Source organism: Burkholderia sp. S-53, assembly GCF_025560745.1.
Lineage (GTDB): Bacteria > Pseudomonadota > Gammaproteobacteria > Burkholderiales > Burkholderiaceae > Burkholderia > Burkholderia pyrrocinia.
The window spans coordinates 2297558-2315413 of the sequence record NZ_CP090483.1 but is presented as its reverse complement, the minus strand read 5'-3'; the positions used below and the strand labels follow the sequence as shown (position 1 = coordinate 2315413).

The 17856-nt window shown below is 66.4% G+C and carries 18 protein-coding genes; 11 read left to right on the top strand and 7 right to left on the bottom strand.

Annotation, left to right across the window (positions count from 1 at the left end; genetic code table 11):
• Positions 1–2: 2 nt before the first annotated feature.
• From lpxB to LXM88_RS15680, 3 genes are all read left to right on the top strand, one after another.
• On the top strand, positions 3–1172 hold the full coding sequence (lpxB, locus tag LXM88_RS15690) for a lipid-A-disaccharide synthase (protein WP_262533547.1): 1170 nt from the start codon (positions 3–5) through the stop codon (positions 1170–1172).
• Positions 1169–1822, top strand: coding sequence for a ribonuclease HII (gene rnhB / locus LXM88_RS15685; protein ID WP_262533545.1), 654 nt, complete (start codon positions 1169–1171; stop codon positions 1820–1822). Before lpxB ends, rnhB begins: the two co-directional genes overlap by 4 nt.
• 274 nt (positions 1823–2096) lie before the next feature.
• Positions 2097–2879, top strand: coding sequence for a TrmH family RNA methyltransferase (locus LXM88_RS15680; protein WP_262533542.1), 783 nt, complete (start codon positions 2097–2099; stop codon positions 2877–2879).
• A 76-nt stretch (positions 2880–2955) separates the two neighbouring features.
• Here the strand turns inward: LXM88_RS15680 and LXM88_RS15675 are convergent.
• Both LXM88_RS15675 and ppsR read right to left on the bottom strand, forming a co-directional pair.
• Positions 2956–4319, bottom strand: a protein-coding gene (locus LXM88_RS15675) for an IS3 family transposase (RefSeq protein WP_262533540.1) whose coding sequence is annotated in 2 segments (ribosomal slippage) — positions 2956–3842 and positions 3842–4319 — 1365 coding nt in all. Because the reading frame shifts where the segments join, the coding sequence is not laid out codon by codon here.
• Between the two features lie 109 nt (positions 4320–4428).
• Positions 4429–5244, bottom strand: a complete 816-nt coding sequence (gene ppsR / locus LXM88_RS15670) for a posphoenolpyruvate synthetase regulatory kinase/phosphorylase PpsR (RefSeq protein ID WP_047900996.1) — start codon at positions 5242–5244, stop codon at positions 4429–4431.
• A 375-nt stretch (positions 5245–5619) separates the two neighbouring features.
• Here ppsR and ppsA point away from each other — a divergent pair, with 375 nt between their 5' ends.
• From ppsA to LXM88_RS15655, 3 genes are all read left to right on the top strand, one after another.
• Positions 5620–8019, top strand: coding sequence for a phosphoenolpyruvate synthase (gene ppsA, locus LXM88_RS15665; protein WP_262533537.1), 2400 nt, complete (start codon positions 5620–5622; stop codon positions 8017–8019).
• Between the two features lie 252 nt (positions 8020–8271).
• Positions 8272–8706 (top strand): NfeD family protein, encoded by a 435-nt coding sequence (locus tag LXM88_RS15660; protein ID WP_262533535.1) that lies wholly within the window; start codon positions 8272–8274, stop codon positions 8704–8706.
• A gap of 33 nt (positions 8707–8739) precedes the next feature.
• Positions 8740–9675 carry an SPFH domain-containing protein gene (locus LXM88_RS15655; protein ID WP_262533533.1) on the top strand — a complete coding sequence of 312 codons (936 nt, stop codon included), beginning with the start codon at positions 8740–8742 and terminating at the stop codon, positions 9673–9675.
• Positions 9676–9925: 250 nt separating this feature from the next.
• Here LXM88_RS15655 and smpB read toward each other — a convergent pair whose 3' ends face one another.
• On the bottom strand, positions 9926–10372 hold the full coding sequence (gene smpB / locus LXM88_RS15650; RefSeq protein ID WP_006478511.1) for an SsrA-binding protein SmpB: 447 nt from the start codon (positions 10370–10372) through the stop codon (positions 9926–9928).
• 98 nt (positions 10373–10470) lie between these two features.
• On the opposite strand from smpB, the gene LXM88_RS15645 reads away from it, so the two are divergent.
• Positions 10471–10908, top strand: coding sequence for a type II toxin-antitoxin system RatA family toxin (locus LXM88_RS15645; protein ID WP_034181130.1), 438 nt, complete (start codon positions 10471–10473; stop codon positions 10906–10908).
• 4 nt (positions 10909–10912) lie between these two features.
• Complete coding sequence (locus LXM88_RS15640; RefSeq protein ID WP_262533501.1) at positions 10913–11236, top strand: RnfH family protein; 324 nt, start codon at positions 10913–10915, stop codon at positions 11234–11236.
• Between the two features lie 54 nt (positions 11237–11290).
• Here the strand turns inward: LXM88_RS15640 and LXM88_RS15635 are convergent, their stop codons facing one another.
• The 3 genes from LXM88_RS15635 to LXM88_RS15625 form a co-directional block, all read right to left on the bottom strand.
• Complete coding sequence (locus tag LXM88_RS15635; RefSeq protein WP_262533499.1) at positions 11291–12274, bottom strand: DMT family transporter; 984 nt, start codon at positions 12272–12274, stop codon at positions 11291–11293.
• 175 nt (positions 12275–12449) lie between these two features.
• On the bottom strand, positions 12450–13136 hold the full coding sequence (locus LXM88_RS15630) for a Vgb family protein (RefSeq protein ID WP_262533497.1): 687 nt from the start codon (positions 13134–13136) through the stop codon (positions 12450–12452).
• Positions 13137–13167: 31 nt separating this feature from the next.
• Positions 13168–14388, bottom strand: a complete 1221-nt coding sequence (locus tag LXM88_RS15625) for a helix-turn-helix domain-containing protein (protein WP_262533494.1) — start codon at positions 14386–14388, stop codon at positions 13168–13170.
• A 114-nt stretch (positions 14389–14502) separates the two neighbouring features.
• On the opposite strand from LXM88_RS15625, the gene LXM88_RS15620 reads away from it, so the two are divergent.
• Both LXM88_RS15620 and LXM88_RS15615 read left to right on the top strand, forming a co-directional pair.
• Positions 14503–15267: a DUF899 domain-containing protein gene (locus LXM88_RS15620; RefSeq protein ID WP_262533491.1), complete on the top strand. Its 765-nt coding sequence runs from the start codon at positions 14503–14505 to the stop codon at positions 15265–15267.
• A 30-nt stretch (positions 15268–15297) separates the two neighbouring features.
• On the top strand, positions 15298–16104 hold the full coding sequence (locus LXM88_RS15615; protein WP_262533489.1) for a DUF2182 domain-containing protein: 807 nt from the start codon (positions 15298–15300) through the stop codon (positions 16102–16104).
• Positions 16105–16171: 67 nt separating this feature from the next.
• On the opposite strand, the gene LXM88_RS15610 is transcribed toward LXM88_RS15615, so the two are convergent.
• Positions 16172–16396, bottom strand: a complete 225-nt coding sequence (locus tag LXM88_RS15610) for a hypothetical protein (protein ID WP_262533486.1) — start codon at positions 16394–16396, stop codon at positions 16172–16174.
• On the opposite strand from LXM88_RS15610, the gene guaB reads away from it, so the two are divergent.
• Positions 16395–17855, top strand: a complete 1461-nt coding sequence (gene guaB, locus LXM88_RS15605) for an IMP dehydrogenase (RefSeq protein ID WP_034188825.1) — start codon at positions 16395–16397, stop codon at positions 17853–17855. The two genes, LXM88_RS15610 and guaB, sit on opposite strands and share 2 nt — an antisense overlap.
• The last annotated feature ends 1 nt before the right edge of the window (position 17856 follow it).

Below are 17856 nucleotides of genomic sequence, written 5' to 3'. Positions count from 1 at the left end.
CGATGCCGCTTCCGACCAATCAGCTCCGGCTCGCGATGGTGGCCGGCGAGCCGTCGGGCGACCTGCTCGCGGCATCGCTGCTCGGCGGGCTGCGCGAGCGGCTGCCCGAATCGGCCCAGTACTACGGGATCGGCGGGCCGCGGATGATCGCGCACGGCTTCGACTCGCACTGGCAGATGGACAAGCTGACCGTGCGCGGCTATGTCGAGGCGCTGGGCCAGATTCCCGAGATCCTGCGGATTCGCGGCGAGCTGAAGCGCCAGCTGCTCGCCGAGCGGCCGGACGCGTTCATCGGCATCGATGCGCCGGATTTCAACTTCAACGTCGAACAGGCCGCGCGCGACGCGGGCATCCCGTCGATCCACTTCGTATGCCCGTCGATCTGGGCATGGCGCGGCGGCCGGATCAAGAAGATCGCGAAGTCCGTCGATCACATGCTGTGCCTGTTCCCGTTCGAGCCGGCGATCCTCGACAAGGCAGGCGTCGCATCGACCTACGTCGGCCATCCGCTGGCCGACGAGATTCCGCTCGAGCCCGATACGCATGGCGCGCGCATCGCGCTGGGCCTGCCCGCGGACGGCCCCGTGATTGCGGTGCTGCCGGGCAGCCGGCGCTCGGAGATCGCGTTGATCGGCCCGACGTTCTTCGCGGCGATGGCGCTGATGCAGCAGCGCGAGCCCGGCGTGCGGTTCGTGATGCCGGCGGCGACGCCCGCGCTGCGCGAGCTGCTGCAGCCGCTCGTCGACGCGCATCCGCAACTCGCGCTGACGATCACCGACGGCCGCTCGCAAGTCGCGATGACGGCCGCCGACGCGATCCTCGTGAAGAGCGGCACCGTCACGCTGGAAGCGGCGCTGCTGAAGAAGCCGATGGTGATCTCGTACAAGGTGCCCTGGCTGACCGGGCAGATCATGCGCCGGCAGGGCTACCTGCCGTATGTCGGCTTGCCGAACATCCTGGCGGGGCGCTTCGTCGTGCCCGAGCTGCTGCAGCATTTCGCGACGCCCGAGGCGCTCGCCGATGCGACGCTCACGCAGTTGCGCGACGACGCGAACCGCCGCACGCTGACCGAAGTGTTTACCGAAATGCATCTTTCGCTGCGGCAGAACACGGCCGCGAAGGCGGCCGAAGCGGTCGTGCGCGTGCTCGAGCAACGCAAGGGGCGCGCATGACGGCAGCACGTGCACCGCGCCGCCGCGCGTCGAGCGACGTGCAGGGCGGCTTCGACTTCAGCCGGCCCGACGAGATCGTCTGCGGCGTCGACGAAGCCGGCCGCGGCCCGCTCGCGGGGCCGGTGGTAGCCGCCGCGGTGATTCTCGATCCGGCACAGCCGATCGACGGGCTCGACGATTCGAAGGCGCTGTCCGCGAAGAAGCGCGACGCGCTGTACGACCTGATCGTCGCGCGTTCACGCGCGTATTGCGTCGCGTCGGCAAGCGTCGACGAAATCGATACGCTGAACATCCTGCACGCGACGATGCTTGCGATGAAGCGCGCCGTCGAGGGCCTGTCGGTCCTGCCGACGCTCGCGCAGATCGACGGCAATCGCTGCCCGACGCTGGCGGTGCGTGCCGAGGCGATCGTCAGCGGCGATGCGCTCGTGCCGAGCATCTCGGCCGCGTCGATCCTCGCGAAGGTCACGCGCGACCGCATGCTCGTCGATCTGCACGAACGCTTCCCGGTATACGGCTTCAACGTGCATGCGGGCTACGGCACCGCGAAACACCTTGCCGCGCTGCGCGAGCACGGCCCGTGCGAAGCGCACCGGCGCACGTTCGCGCCTGTGCGCGCGGCACTCGATCTGAGGGCCTGTTCCCGCTAATAACGGGCTTGCGCTGGCCGCCAGAAGGGCCGAGCGCAAGAAATGGGACGCGGCGAATACCGAGCGTATTCGCAAGGAGCATGACGCCGCGATCGGCCCTTCTGGCGGCCAGCCCCTGGAAAGGGATTTTCTAGTTTCGGGAACGTGCCTTGCCGGCCGCATTGCGGCGTCGCGCGTCGCTTGTTTGGCTCGGCCAAACGGCGCTCCTTGCTTCTTGCACTGCAGCCGGCAAGGCACGTTCGCAAGCCCGTTATTAGCGGGAACAGGCCCTTCAATGAAAAGCATTACTTCCCGCGACAACCCGCTGTACAAGCGCCTGAAGGCGCTCGCGGGTTCGACGCCCCATCAGCGCCGCAGCGGCCACGCGCTGCTCGAAGGGTTCCACCTTGCCAGCGCTTACCTCGACACGGGCGCGACACCCGAGCTGTGCGTGGCGACCGAAGGCGCGCTCGGCCACGCCGAGGCGCAGGCGATCGTCGCGCGCATCGACGCGCAACGTATCGTCACGCTGCCCGACGCGCTGTTCGGGCAGTTGTCGAACGTCGTCAACGGCGTCGGTTTCCTGTTGCTGGTCGACCGGCCGGCGCAACCGCTGCCGGAGCGCGTGACGCATACGTCGGTCGTGCTCGACGGCGTGCAGGACGCCGGCAACGTCGGCTCGATCCTGCGCAGCGCCGCGGCGGCCGGCGTGCGCCACGTGTTCTGTGCGCCGGGCACGGCCTACGCGTGGTCGTCGAAGGTGCTGCGTTCGGGCATGGGCGCGCATTTCCTGCTGTCGATTCACGAGGACGTCGACGCCGCGGTGCTCGCCGAACGCCTCGACGTGCCGGTCGCGCTGACCGATTCGCACGGCGCGCAGGCGCTCTACGACTGCGACCTGTCGGGGCCCGTCGCATGGGTGTTCGGCAACGAGGGCGCCGGCGTATCGGCGTTCTGGCGCGATGCGGCCACGCATCGCGTGACGATTCCGCAGCCGGGCGGGATGGAGTCGCTGAATGTTGCCGCAGCAGCAGCGGTGTGCCTGTTCGAGCAGGTGCGACAGCAGCGGCCTGCGTGATACCGCATGCGTGCATCCCCGCACCACGAAAAAAGGCTGCGTTCGTGAGCTGACCCCGTAAAGTTGGACGGGTAAATTAGGCCGCCAAGGGCTGAGTTCTGTATTGCACGGGACTCAGCCCTTTTAGCTTGAGCTTGATGCGGTCGTGATTGTAATAGCGGATGTAGTCGGCAATGGCGCGACGCAATTGCTGCACGTCTGCGAAGTGTTTCAACCGGAAGCACTCGGATTTGAGTGTGCCGAAGAAGCTTTCCATCGCGGCGTTATCCAAGCAGTTGCCCTTGCGTGACATGCTCTGCGGCATGCCTCGCTCAGCAAGCTGTTCGCAGTATTCTCGCATTTGATAAGCCCAGCCTTGATCCGAATGCAGCATCGGTGCCTCATCAGGTGCCAGTCGCTTGAATGCCTTGTCCAGCATGGCTTTGATCATGGCGAAGTCAGGGCGCTCGCTCATTTGCCAGGCAATGATCTCGCCGTTGTACAAATCCAGAACCGGCGACAGATATAGCTTCTTGCCGCCGACATTGAATTCGGTCACGTCCGTCACCCACTTCTCGTTGGGCCTATTGGCTTCGAATTGGCGGTTGAGTAGATTCGGCGCTATGCGCCCACGCTCTCCCCGATAGGACCGATATTTCTTGGGCCGAACGAGCGACTTCAGACGCAGCACTGACATCAGTCGCTGCACCGTCTTGCGGTTGACCCAAGTGCCCGCTCGACGCAATGCAAGCGTGATCCGGCGATAGCCGTAACGCCCCTTATGCTGGGCGAAGACATCGGCGATCTTCGCCTTGAGCTCGGCGTGACGATCTCCCGCCTTGGTCGCTGCCACTTGGTAATAGAACGTACTACGAGCCAGGCCTGAAACCTTGAGCAAGACGCTTAACGAATGATGCTCACGCAAGGCGTTCACGATTTGCGCGGTTTCTTTGGCTTTGCTTGCTCCTTGGCTCGGAGCAGTTCGTCCAACTTTTTTAGGTACGCCACCTCCGCGCGCAGATACTCATTCTCTTTAAGAAGGTCTTCGCGTGAGCGCTCGTCTGCGGGCACGGCAGTAGGCTGGGCAGGCTGTTTGGGCTTTGACATCTTGGGTGGCCGGCCTTTGCGGCGCGGCATGAGAGCTTCGAAACCACCCTCATGATACTGGCGCTCCCAGCGACTCACGCAGTTGGCTTCGCGCAAATCGAATACCGCGCATGTGCGCTGGTATGACAGCTCATGGCGCCACATGTGTTGCAGCACCGACATCTTGAAGTCAGCGCTGTACGTCTCGTGCTTCTTGCGCAACCCTGCTTTGCCATGCACCCGGAAAGCGCTCACCCAACGCCGCAGTGTTGAATACCCAACTCCGTGCTTCTGGCCGAGCGACTCGCAACTGCCTTCGCCGCTCAGATACGCCTTAACCAACTGTTGCTTGAACGACTGGTCATACTTCGTCATGAAAAAACCCCCCAAGGGTTGGAGTGGTGTCCAACTCTTGGGGGTCAATTCATTCGACGCGGCCTTTTCGTTTCCGGCGGCGGCCAGATGGCCGCAAGCGCACCGGCGCTCAGTACGACTGCCGGTCGAGGCGGATTTCCTGCAGGATCGTCGTCGCGATTTCCTCGATCGACTTGTGCGTCGACGACAGCCACTTGATCCCCTCGCGGCGCATCATCGCTTCGGCCTCGTTGATCTCGTAGCGGCAGTTCTCGGGCGCCGCGTACTTGCTGCCCGGCCGGCGCTCGTTGCGGATCTCCGACAGGCGCTGCGGGTCGATCGACAGCCCGAACAGCTTTTCACGGTGCGCGGAGAGCGCCGACGGCAGCTTGCCGCGCTCGAAGTCTTCCGGAATCAGCGGATAGTTCGCGGCCTTCACGCCATACTGCATCGCGAGATACAGGCTGGTCGGCGTCTTGCCGCTGCGCGACACACCGACGAGGATCACGTCGGCTTCCGACAGGTTGCGGTTCGACTGGCCGTCGTCGTGCGCGAGCGAGAAGTTGATCGCCTCGATCCGCGTCTTGTATTCCTCGGTGTCCGCGTTCTGGTGGCCACGGCCCATCGCGTGGCTCGACTTGAGCTCCAGCTCCTGCTCGAGCGGCTCGACGAAGCGCTGGAACATGTCGAGCACGAGCGCGTTGGAGCGCTTGACGATGTCGTTCGACTCGCTGTCGACGAGCGTCGTGAACACGATCGCGCGGCGGCCGTCGTGCACGGCGGCCTCGTTGATCTTCTCGACGGTCGCATAGGCCTTGTCGAGCGAGTCGACGAACGGCACGCGCACGAGACGGAATTTCTGGTCGAACTGGGAGAGGATCGAATGCGCGAAGGTTTCGGCAGTGATCCCGGTGCCGTCGGAGACGATGAAAACGGTAGGCAGCATGAATCTGGGCGTCGAACGTGAAGGGCGGTTGCGCGGGGGCTGGAGGTGCGCCTCCAGACGCAGTGACAAGGTCGCGCCACATCCGGCAGCCGGCACGGTAGAATAGCGGCAACCTGTTGGATAAGCAATTGCGGGGGCAGGGTGCGAACGGCGCCCGTGGCCTGGCCGCTTGATTCCAAAATTCCCGGCAAGTTTGGCGATTTGTCTGAAAATATCGCCCTTCTGCCGGGATTTTTGCAAATCGGGTCGGAAGATTTTCCGCCGCTGCGATTGTTTATCTAACAGGTTGCGCAAGACGCGCCGCGCCTTTTTGCAAGCGCCCGCGTCCAAGCCCACTTGCGCGATCGAGTATTTTTTTCACACTTAGGGGCTTGTATGACTAACGCAGCAAACGTCGCAAAGGACCAGGCGTATGTAATTCCGTTCGAGCAGTTGCGGATGACCGATGTGGAGATCGTCGGCGGCAAGAATGCGTCGCTCGGCGAGATGATCAGCCAGCTTTCCGAAGCAGGCGTTCGCGTGCCCACCGGTTTCGCCACGACCGCGCTCGCGTTCCGCGATTTCCTCACGCACAACGACCTTACCGACCGCATCGCCAAGCGTCTCGAGTCGCTCGACATCGACGACGTGAAGGCGCTCGCCGAAGCCGGTGCCGAAATCCGCAAGTGGATCGTCGACGCGCCGATGCAGGCGCGCCTCGAGCAGGAAATCCGCGCGCAGTTCGAAGTCCTGAAGAACGGCTCGCCGGGCGAGCTGTCGTTCGCCGTGCGCTCGTCCGCGACCGCGGAAGACCTGCCCGACGCATCGTTCGCCGGCCAGCAGGAGTCGTACCTGAACGTCGTCGGCATCGAAGACGTGCTCGACCGCATGAAGCACGTGTTCGCGTCGCTGTATAACGACCGCGCGATCTCGTACCGCGTGCACAAGGGCTTCACGCACGCCGAGGTCGCACTGTCGGCCGGCGTGCAGCGCATGGTCCGCTCGGACGTCGGCGCCGCCGGCGTGATGTTCACGATCGATACCGAATCGGGCTTCAAGGACGCCGTGTTCATCACGTCGAGCTACGGCCTGGGCGAAACCGTCGTGCAGGGCGCGGTGAACCCGGACGAGTTCTATGTGTTCAAGACGACGCTCGCGCAGGACAAGTACCCGATCATCCGCCGCTCGATCGGCTCGAAGCTGATCAAGATGGAATTCACGCAGCCGGGCGAGCCGGGCCGCGTGAAGACGGTCGACGTGCCGCACGAGCAGCGCAACCGCTACTCGATCACTGATGAAGACGTGATCGAGCTGGCGAAGTACGCGGTCATCATCGAGAAGCACTACCAGCGTCCGATGGACATCGAGTGGGGCAAGGACGGCCGCGACGGCAAGATCTTCATCCTGCAGGCACGCCCGGAAACGGTGAAGAGCCAGGCAACCGGCAAGGCCGAGCAGCGCTTCAAGCTGAAGGGCCAGTCGCAGGTGCTCGCGACGGGCCGTGCGATCGGCCAGAAGATCGGCGCGGGCCCCGTGCGCGTGATCCAGGATCCGTCGGAAATGGAACGCGTGCAGCCGGGCGACGTGCTGGTTGCCGACATGACCGACCCGAACTGGGAGCCGGTGATGAAGCGCGCGGCCGCGATCGTCACGAACCGTGGCGGCCGGACCTGCCACGCGGCGATCATCGCGCGTGAGCTCGGCGTGCCGGCGGTGGTCGGCTGCGGCGACGCGACCGACATCCTGAAGGACGGCGCGCTCGTCACCGTGTCGTGCGCGGAAGGCGACGAAGGCAAGATCTACGACGGCCTGCTCGAGACGGAAGTCACGGAAGTGCAGCGCGGCGAACTGCCGGAAATCCCGGTCAAGATCATGATGAACGTCGGCAACCCGCAGCTCGCGTTCGACTTCTCGCAACTGCCGAACGCCGGCGTGGGCCTCGCGCGTCTCGAGTTCATCATCAACAACAACATCGGCGTACACCCGAAGGCGATTCTCGAGTACCCGAACATCGACCAGGACCTGAAGAAGGCCGTCGAGAGCGTCGCGCGCGGCCACGCGTCGCCGCGTCAGTTCTACGTCGACAAGCTGACGGAAGGTGTCGCGACGATCGGCGCGGCGTTCTATCCGAAGCCCGTGATCGTGCGTCTGTCCGACTTCAAGTCGAACGAGTACAAGAAGCTGATCGGCGGTTCGCGTTACGAGCCGGACGAGGAAAACCCGATGCTGGGCTTCCGCGGCGCATCGCGCTACATCGCCGAAGACTTCGCGCCGGCCTTCGAGATGGAGTGCCGTGCACTGAAGCGCGTGCGCGACGAGATGGGCCTGACCAACGTCGAGATCATGGTGCCGTTCGTGCGTACCGTGAAGCAGGCGGAGCGTGTCGTCGGCCTGCTCGAGAAGTTCGGCCTGAAGCGCGGCGAAAACGGCCTGCGTCTCGTGATGATGTGCGAAGTCCCGACCAACGCGATCCTCGCCGAAGAGTTCCTGCAGCACTTCGACGGTTTCTCGATCGGCTCGAACGACCTCACGCAGCTCACGCTCGGCCTCGACCGCGACTCGGGCATGGAACTGCTGGCAGTCGATTTCGACGAACGCGACCCGGCCGTCAAGTTCCTGCTGAAGCGCGCGATCGATACCTGCCGCAAGATGGGCAAGTACGTCGGCATCTGCGGCCAGGGCCCGTCCGATCACCCGGATTTCGCGCAGTGGCTGACCGATGAAGGCATCGTGTCGATCTCGCTGAACCCGGACACGATCATCGAAACGTGGCAGGCGCTCGCCAACCGGAAGTAACGGTCGGTAATGCCGCTGCGGCGAAAGCGCGGTGCCGCCGCGCCTTCGTTGCAGGCAAAATGCAAGGTTCATGTTATAAACACCCCGGTAAGCACCGGGGTGTTTTTGTTTGTCGGGACGCGCCGGGCCACCCCAAGCGTGCCGACCGCCCCCTCGGGGGGCAGCGAACGTGTCGATCCGGAGTAGCGCTTTAGCGCGTACTCCGGTCCCATGCATCGCCTGTGAGCGTGGGGGCGTTTTCTGGAGACCACAATGATGTCCGGGCATCTGTTCTGGTGGGTCGCGGTGGGCGTGCTGGTCGTGGCCGAGTTGCTGACGGGCACGTTCTATCTGCTGATGATCGCGCTCGGCTTTCTCGCGGGCGGGTTGCTGCAACTGGCCGGTTTCGCGCCGCACGTGCAGTTCGGCGCGGCGGCCGCGGTCGCGATCGTCGCGATGATCGTGCTGCGCCGTTCGGGGCTCGGTCGCAAGCAGAAGCGCGACACGTCGACGAATCCCGACATCAATCTCGATATCGGCGCGACCGTCACGGTCGACGCGTGGCGTGACGGCCGCGCGCGTGTGCAGTATCGCGGCGCCGACTGGGACGTCGAGCTCGCGGACGGCGAGCGCGATGATGCGCGCGTGTATCAGGTGAGCGCCGTGCGCGGCAGCTGTCTCGTGGTTGTGGCGAAACCCGCGGGCTGATCGTCCGCTGATACAACAAGGAGGGAATACTTCATGGATTCGCTGATCATCTGGGTTGTCCTGCTCGTCATCGCGATCGTGATCGTGTCGAAGACGGTGAAGATCGTGCCGCAGCAGCATGCGTGGGTGCTCGAGCGCTTCGGTCGCTATCACGCGACGCTGTCGCCCGGTCTCAATATCGTGCTGCCGTTCGTCGATCGCATCGCGTACCGCCACGTGCTGAAGGAAATTCCGCTCGACGTGCCGAGCCAGATCTGCATCACGCGCGACAACACGCAGCTTCAGGTCGACGGCGTGCTGTATTTCCAGGTGATGGACCCGATGAAGGCGTCGTACGGGTCGAGCAACTTCGTGTTCGCGATCACGCAGCTGTCGCAGACGATGCTGCGCTCGGTGATCGGCAAGCTGGAGCTCGACAAGACTTTCGAGGAGCGCGACTTCATCAACCACAGCATCGTGTCGGCGCTTGACGACGCCGCTGCGAACTGGGGCGTGAAGGTGCTGCGCTACGAGATCAAGGACCTGACGCCGCCGAAGGAAATCCTGCACGCGATGCAGGCGCAGATCACCGCGGAGCGCGAAAAGCGCGCGCTGATCGCCGCATCCGAGGGCCGCAAGCAGGAACAGATCAACCTCGCGTCGGGTGCGCGCGAAGCGGCGATCCAGAAGTCCGAAGGCGAGCGGCAGGCCGCGATCAACCAGGCGCAGGGCGAGGCCGCCGCGATCCTGGCGGTGGCCGAGGCGAACGCGCAGGCGATCCAGAAGATCGCGAGTGCGATCCAGTCGCAGGGCGGGATGGACGCGGTGAACCTGAAGGTCGCCGAGCAGTATGTCGGCGCGTTCTCGAATCTCGCGAAGCAGGGCAATACGCTGATCGTGCCGTCGAACCTGTCGGATCTCGGCAGTGCGGTCGCATCGGCGATGTCGATCGTCAAAAACGCGTCGCCCGCAGCAGGCGGGAAGGGCTGAGCCGGACGGACGCGATCCGCTGGCGGCCGTCGTTTGCGGTCGGCGTGCGGCGAATCGCCGCGCAGCCGCGCCCGGCTGGATGAGGCTTGTGCGGTGTGCGATCGGCGCGTAGCGTCAGCCGAAACCAACGGCGGTGCGTGCCGAATGCCACCGGCCGTGTCCGGACGATCGGCCGGCGCGACTCACATAGCCAAAAGCAACACGGCCCGCTTCGAGCGGGCCGTGTCGTTTGCGATGTGCATCGCGCGCGTCAGGTACCGGCGCGCATGATCCGCGCCTTCTCGCGCTCCCAGTCGCGCTTCTTCTCGGTTTCGCGCTTGTCGTGCAGCTTCTTGCCCTTCGCAAGCGCGATGTCGCACTTCACGCGGCCGCCCTTGTAGTGGAAGTTCAGCGGCACGAGCGTGTAGCCGCGCTGCTCGACCTTGCCGATCAGTTTCTTGATTTCCTCACGGTGCAGCAGCAGCTTGCGCGTGCGAACCGGGTCCGGCTTGATGTGCGTCGAGGCTTCGGGCAGCGGGCTGATATGGGTGCCGATCAGGAAGATCTCGGCGTTCTTCACCACGACGTAGCCTTCCTTGATCTGGCCTCGCCCGGCGCGCAGCGCCTTGACTTCCCAGCCCTCCAGCACGAGCCCCGCCTCGTAGCGTTCCTCGATGTGATAATCGAAGTGCGCTTTCCTGTTGTCGATGATGCTCATGAATGGATTGGGCCAACTCGTTTAAAATCACGATTTTAGCAAAGCGGGGCGAGAATCGCCCGGCTTGCTTTCCCACCTTCAGCGATGCCGCGCGATTTATGGCAGATGTCCAGAAAACCGTATTGATCCGTCATTCGGCGGAACAGATGTTCGACCTCGTCACCGACGTGGCCGATTACCCCAATTTCCTGCCCTGGTGCGGCGGCGTCGAGATTCGCCGTCAGGACGACAGCGGGATGGAAGCGCGCATCGATATCAACTTCAAGGGCATCAAGCAGCATTTTGCGACGCGCAACACGCAGCAGCGTCCGACGCGGATCGACATGGAGTTCACGGACGGCCCGTTCAAGAAGTTCACGGGCTCGTGGCGGTTCACCGCACTGCGCGCCGATGCGTGCAAGATCGAATTCGCGCTGCACTACGAGTTTTCGAGCATCCTGCTCGAGAAGATCATCGGGCCCGTGTTCAGCCACATCGCGAACACGTTCGTCGATTCGTTCGTGAAGCGCGCGGACCAGCGCTACGGGAAGGGGTGACGCGATGCTGTCGATCGAAGTCTGTTATGCGCTGCCGGACCGCCAGACGCTGATTCCGGTGTCGCTGCCGGAAGGCGCGACCGTTCGCTCGGCGATCGACGCGAGCGGCGTGCTCGCGCTGCACCCGGAGATCGACCTCGCTCAGGCGAAGACGGGCGTGCATGGCAAGCTCGCACCGCTCGACGCGCCGCTCGCCGACCACGACCGCGTCGAGATCTACCGCCCGCTGATCGTCGATCCGAAACTGGCGCGCCAGCGGCGCGTCGACAAGACTCGCCGCGCCGGCTCCATCGAGGGCCGCAAGTGGATGCACAAGGACGCGCGCTGACGCGCGCGGTTCCGCTCGTTCCATCTCCATTCGTCTGACCAGACGCCGCGGCGCTCAGTGGGCCGCGAGGTTCGCATCGACCGGTGCGCTGCTTGGCGTATCGCCGCCGGCGGGCGTGTCGCCGTGCTGTCGCACCGAGCCGTACACGCCTGCGAGCAGCAGCACGAGCGCTGCGATCTCGAGTGCGTGCGGCATCCGCTGGTCGTAGACGAACGCGTAAAGCATCGCGAACACGGTTTCGAACACGATCAACTGGCCCGACAGCGTGAGCGGCAACCGCTTCGACGCGGCATTCCACAGCCCGTTGCCGAGCCACGACGCGCCGATCGCGAGCACGAGGTTCAGCAGCCAGAACAGTTGCCAGCGCGACGCCGGGACGGCCGCCTGCACCGTACCGGCCGGCAACGCGAGGATCGCGATCCAGCAGAGCCCGCCGATCAGGCCGGTCACGACGCCCCACAGCACCGACCATTCGTTGCCGCCGAAACGATGATGGCGCTGCAGGTAGCGCGCGTTCGCGACCGCGTACCAGGTCCAGCTCGCGAGCGCGCCGGCCGCGCAGGCGATGCCCGCGAGCTTCTGGCCGAGCGTCGTCGCGTGCGCGGCCTCGGACGTGAACAGGTCGACGTTGATGCAGACGATGCCCGCGATCACCAATGCGAGCGGGACAGCGAGCCGCCGCAGCGGTACGGCGCCGTGGTCGCCGAGACCCGCGAGCGTGACGGTGACGGGCAATACGCCGACGATCAGCGAGCTGGGCGCGATGCCGATCAGGTGCACGGCGCCGGTCAGCAGCATGTAGTACGCGACGTTGCCGACGACCGCGAGCTTCACGAGCGCGACGAGATCTTCGCGGGTCAGCCGCGCGAGCAGCGAGCGGGCGGCCGGCAGTGCGGCCGCGAGCGACACGAGGCCGTACATCGCGTAGCGGCCGGCGCTCAGCAGCAGCGGCGAGAAGTCGGACAGCAGCCGCGGAACGAGAAACACCATGCCCCACAGGGCGCCTGCCAGGACACCATAGACCACACCGCGCCGCATCGACTGCTCCGAATACATGAACGAGCGCGCATCTTAGCGACGCCGGTTCGGCGGCGTCTTGTTCATTCCTGCACTCGGGGCATAGCTGGGCTTTGACGTGCCGCGCGACGGAGCGGCCGCGATCCGTTCCTGATTATCGAGGGTTCGAGAGTTCGCGGCCGCGGTACGTTGCGAATCAGCCGTCGGCCGGATCGGGCGTCGCACCGGCGCCGTCGCCCGACGCCCGCACTCGCGCCGGGCGCCGCACGGTGCGCAGCTTGCCGCTGTTGCCGCCGCCGCAGTAGAAACGGTCGTGGCCGTCGGATTCGAGCCCCGACACGCCGACGCCGGGCGGCATGTCGACTAGCTCGAGCACCTGACCCGTACGCGGATCGATGTGCCGCAGGTCGCTCTGGTCGGCTTCCCAGGTGCCGTGCCACAGCTCGCCGTCGACCCACGTCACGCCGGTGACGAAGCGGTTCGATTCGATCGTGCGCAGCACGGCGCCCGATTCCGGATCGATCTGATGAATCTTTCGTTCGCGGTACTGGCCGACCCACAGCGTGCCTTCGGCCCACGCGAGCCCCGAGTCGGCGCCGCCGCCGGGGGCGGGAATCGTCGCGAGCACGCGGCCCGATTCCGGATCGATCTTCTCGATGCGGTCCTCGACGATCTGGAACAGGTGGCGGCCGTCGAACGCGGTGCCCGCATGCGCGGCAACGTCGAGCGAGCGGACGGTCGTGCCGCGCTCCGGATCGAGCGCATTCAGCTTGTCGCCGGACGCGTACCACACGTGCTGCCCGTCGAACGTGACGCCGTGCACGCCGTCGACGCCCGGAAACGGGCCGTACTCGCGAATGATCTCTGCATGGGAGCGTTTCATGTTCGTCTCCTCGTGGTTCGGTGAGGCCATCCTAATCTCCCGGCAGCGGCGCAGGGAGTAACAAGGTCGTCGCGAATCCGGGCAGCGGCGGCGTCATCCAGCGCCGCGCGCGGCCGCGACCGAGCGCCTGCACCTTGTCCGCTTCGGCAAGCGCGTCGAGCGCGCGCTGCACGGTGCGCTGGCTCGCGCCGAGCGCGAGCGCCAGCGCGGAGCTCGACCACGCTTCGCCGTCGGCGAGGAGCGCGAGCACGGCTGCGTGGCGATCGTCGACCGGGCGCGCGAGTACGACGGTCTCGCGTACGCCGAGCGGTTCGAGCGCGAAGCCGCGCGCCGTTGCGGTGACGTTCGCGAGCGGTCGCAGCACCGCGCGCAGCCGGCCGATCTCGACGCGCAGGCGCGCGCGATGCGATTCGTCCGCATGTTTCGCGCGGAACGCGGCGGCCACGAGCGCGTTTCTCGACACGTCGGCCGGCCATGCCTCGCCGAGCGCACGGGCGAGCACGAACAGCACGGGGCGGCGCGCGAGCGACACGGTCGTGCGCGCGTCGCGCACCGTGTGGCGGCACGCATCGACGACGAGCGCATTCGACGCGAACAGCGTCTCGACTTCGTCGAGTTGTACGAGCCGCGATGTGCCGCGCGTCATGAGTCGCGCGGCCGGCGCATCGAGCACGCGCACCGCGGTGTCGACCTCGGCCGTCAGCGCGGCGATGCCGGCGTCGCGGGCGGCTGTGTGCGCACGGGCAAGCGCCGCACGGGCCGAGTGCGCGCGGATGCGGCGCATCGCGATGCCGGCCGCGATCAGTTCATGGGCGGCGCGCGACGCGGCCGGCAACGGCGCGGGATCGAGCGTCGCGAGCGTCCGTTCGGCATCGTCGATGTGACCGATCAGCAGCAGCCGGCGCACGCCGAGATAGCGCGCATGTGCGGCGTTCGCGCGGTCGCCGTGCGCGTCGAGCGTCGCGCACGCGGCATCGAGCGCGCGCGTCGGCCAGCGGAGGTCGCGCGACGCGAGCGCGATCTCGGCTTCCGCGACGACGCAGCGCGCACGCGCGACGGCTTCCTTCGCGCCGAACGCGCGCGCAGCGCCGCGCACGAGTGCGCGCGCGCGTTCGAAATCGCCGAGCTGCGCCATCGCGATCCCGCGCAGCGCGAGCGCCGGCGCGTCGTCGCGCAGCGCGACGCGGTTCAGCGCGCCGAGCGCGTCACCGGCCGCGAGCGCGCGCGCGGCCGCGGTGATCAGCGAATCCATCCGAATCCCGACACACTTGTCACTCCCTCCGGCCCGATGCCGAGCACTAATCTAGCACCACGAACACGGCGCCGTACGCCGTGCCCGGATACCCATCGGAAGGAGGAACCCGCAATGACGACCCATCTCACCGGAACGCGCGACGAATGGCTGGCCGAGCGCAGGGCGCTGCTCGACGCCGAAAAGGCGCTGACGCGGCAAAGCGACGAACTCGCGCGGCGGCGCCAGGCACTGCCCTGGGTGCGCGTCGACAAGACCTACCGGTTCGACACCGAAGACGGACAGGCGACGCTCGACGACCTGTTTCGCGGCCGTTCGCAACTGCTCGTCTATCACTTCATGTTCGGCCCCGACTACAAGGCCGGTTGCCCGTCGTGCTCGGCGCTTGCGGACGGCTTCGACGGTTTTGCCGTGCATCTGGCGCACCACGACGTGACGCTGGCGGCCGTGTCGCGCGCGCCGCTGGCGAAGCTGCTCGCGTACCGGCAGCGAATGGGGTGGAGCTTCCCGTGGGCGTCGTCGGTCGGCAGCGATTTCAATTTCGACTTCAATGTGTCGTTCACCGAAACGCAGCAGCGAACGGGCGACGTCGAATACAACTACGTGCGATCCGGCCACGCGATGGACATGGACCCGCCGCCGCCGCCCGTCGTGCAGTTCGCGGCGACGTGCGGCACCGACGCGGCCACGTATGCGCGCGACCGGCCGGGGATGAGCGCGTTCGTGCGCGAGGACGGTGCCGTCTATCACACGTATTCGACCTATGCGCGCGGGCTCGACGGGCTGTGGGGGATGTACCAGTGGCTCGATCGCGCACCGCGCGGGCGCAACGAGGCGGGCCCGTGGTGGCGCCGCCACGACGAGTACGCGCGCGGTTGAGCGCGGGCCGGCGACGGGCGGGAGCGTGCGATGACACGGTCGGCAAGCGGCGATACGGGCCGCGATCGGCAGGCATTCGGCGCGGCGGTCGTCGCCGTGTTCGCCGCCGCTGCGATGGCCACACTGGCGCAGCGCGCGGCAATGGACGCGATGGGCGGCGAGCCGATGCCCGGCGGCTGGACGCTCTCGTCGGCGTGGCTGCAGCCATGCGGATGGGGCGCCGGCCGCGCGTTCGCGGCATTCGCCGGCATGTGGGGCACGATGACGGTGACGATGATGCTGCCCGTGCTGGCGCCGACGCTCTGGCGATACCGGCAACGCGTCGGCCCGTTGGCCGCGGCGCGCGCGACCTGGCTGGTCGTCGTCGCGGGCGCCGGGTATTTCGCGGTATGGATGGCGCTCGGCGCAATGGCGTTTCCGCTCGGCAGCGCGCTGACGGCCGCTGCGGCCCGGCTGCCGGCGCTCGCCCGCGCGATGCCGTTCGCGGCCGGCGCGGTCGTGTCGGGTGCGGGCGTGTTGCAGTTCTCGGCGTGGAAGGCGCGCCGGCTGGCGTGCTGCCGGCATGCGGCGGCGGACCCGCACCCGTCTCGGGCGGATGCCGGCGCGGCATGGCGATACGGCGTGCAAGCCGCGATGCGTTGCGGCGCCTGTTGCGGGAACCTGATGGCGGTCGCGCTGGCGGCCGGCATGATGGATCTGCGCGTGATGGCCGCCGTGACGGTCGCGATCGCCGCCGAGCGTCTGGCGCCGGCCGGCGAGCGTGTTGCGCGGCTTGTCGGCGGCATCGCGATCGGGGGCGGCATCGCGATGATCGCGCGTGCGGCCGGGCTGGTGTAAGACCGGGGAGGCGTGTTGCGTGGCGGGCCGATCCGCCGTGTTGCCGGGCCGCGGGTGACCGCGGCCGTCACCGCCGTGTGGCCCGGTTGCGGCAGGCACAGTTGCCGCGGCCCGGCTCGTTGCGCGAATGGCTCGATGCGGCGGTGAAACGAAAGGCGATCGAAAACGAACCGAACGGCGATCCGAACGATTCGGCCCCCGAACGCATGAAAACGGCTAAGCCGTTGTTCGTGTTGTGAAAATTCGCAGCGCTTCGCGTATAATTCGCTTTTGCGCCCATAGGATTTGCCATGCGTCTGATCCAAAAAGCACTCACTTTCGATGACGTGCTCCTCGTTCCCGCCTTCTCCGACGTTCTCCCGCGCGACACCAGCCTCAAGACCAAGCTGACCCGCAACATCTCCCTGAACATGCCGCTCGTGTCCGCCGCGATGGACACGGTCACCGAAGGTCGCCTCGCGATCGCGATGGCGCAGCAGGGTGGTGTCGGTATCGTCCACAAGAACCTCACGCCGGCCGAACAGGCCCGCGAGGTCGCGAAGGTCAAGCGTTTCGAATCGGGCGTCGTCCGCGATCCGATCACGGTGCCGCCGCAAATGAAGGTGCGCGATGTGATCGCGCTGTCGCGCCAGCATGGCATCTCGGGTTTCCCGGTCGTCGAAGGCCCGCAGCTCGTCGGCATCGTCACGAACCGTGACCTGCGTTTCGAAACGCGCCTCGACGAGCCGGTCAAGTCGATCATGACGCCGCGTGAGCGCCTCGTCACGGTCAAGGAAGGCACGCCGCTCGCCGAAGCGAAGGCGCTGATGCACAGCCACCGCCTCGAGCGCGTGCTGGTCGTCAACGACGCGTTCGAACTGCGCGGCCTGATGACCGTCAAGGACATCACGAAGCAGACCGAGCACCCGGACGCGTGCAAGGACGAACACGGCAAGCTGCGCGCCGGCGCGGCGGTCGGCGTCGGTCCGGACAACGAAGAGCGTGTCGAACTGCTGGTGCAGGCCGGCGTCGACGTGATCGTCGTCGATACCGCGCACGGTCACAGCAAGGGCGTGCTCGAGCGCGTCCGCTGGGTCAAGCAGAACTTCCCGCACGTCGAAGTGATCGGCGGCAACATCGCGACGGCCGCCGCCGCGAAGGCGCTCGTCGAATACGGCGCGGACGCGGTCAAGGTCGGTATCGGCCCCGGCTCGATCTGCACGACGCGGATCGTCGCGGGCGTCGGCGTGCCGCAGATCAGCGCGATCGCGAACGTCGCGGACGCGCTGAAGGGCACGGGCGTGCCGTGCATCGCCGACGGCGGCGTGCGCTTCTCGGGCGACGTGTCGAAGGCCCTCGCGGCCGGCGCGAACGCGGTGATGATGGGCAGCATGTTCGCGGGCACCGAAGAGGCGCCGGGCGACGTGTTCCTGTATCAAGGCCGCCAGTACAAGTCGTACCGCGGCATGGGTTCGGTCGGTGCGATGAAGGACGGCGCGGCAGACCGCTACTTCCAGGACAACTCGGCGAACATCGACAAGCTCGTGCCGGAAGGCATCGAAGGCCGTGTCGCGTACAAGGGTTCGGTCAACGCGATCCTGTTCCAGCTGGTCGGCGGCGTGCGCGCGAGCATGGGCTACTGCGGCTGCCGGACGATCGACGAGCTGCACGACAAGGCGGAATTCGTCCAGATCACCGCTGCGGGCATGCGCGAGTCGCACGTGCACGACGTGCAGATCACGAAGGAAGCGCCGAACTACCACGTGGACTGAT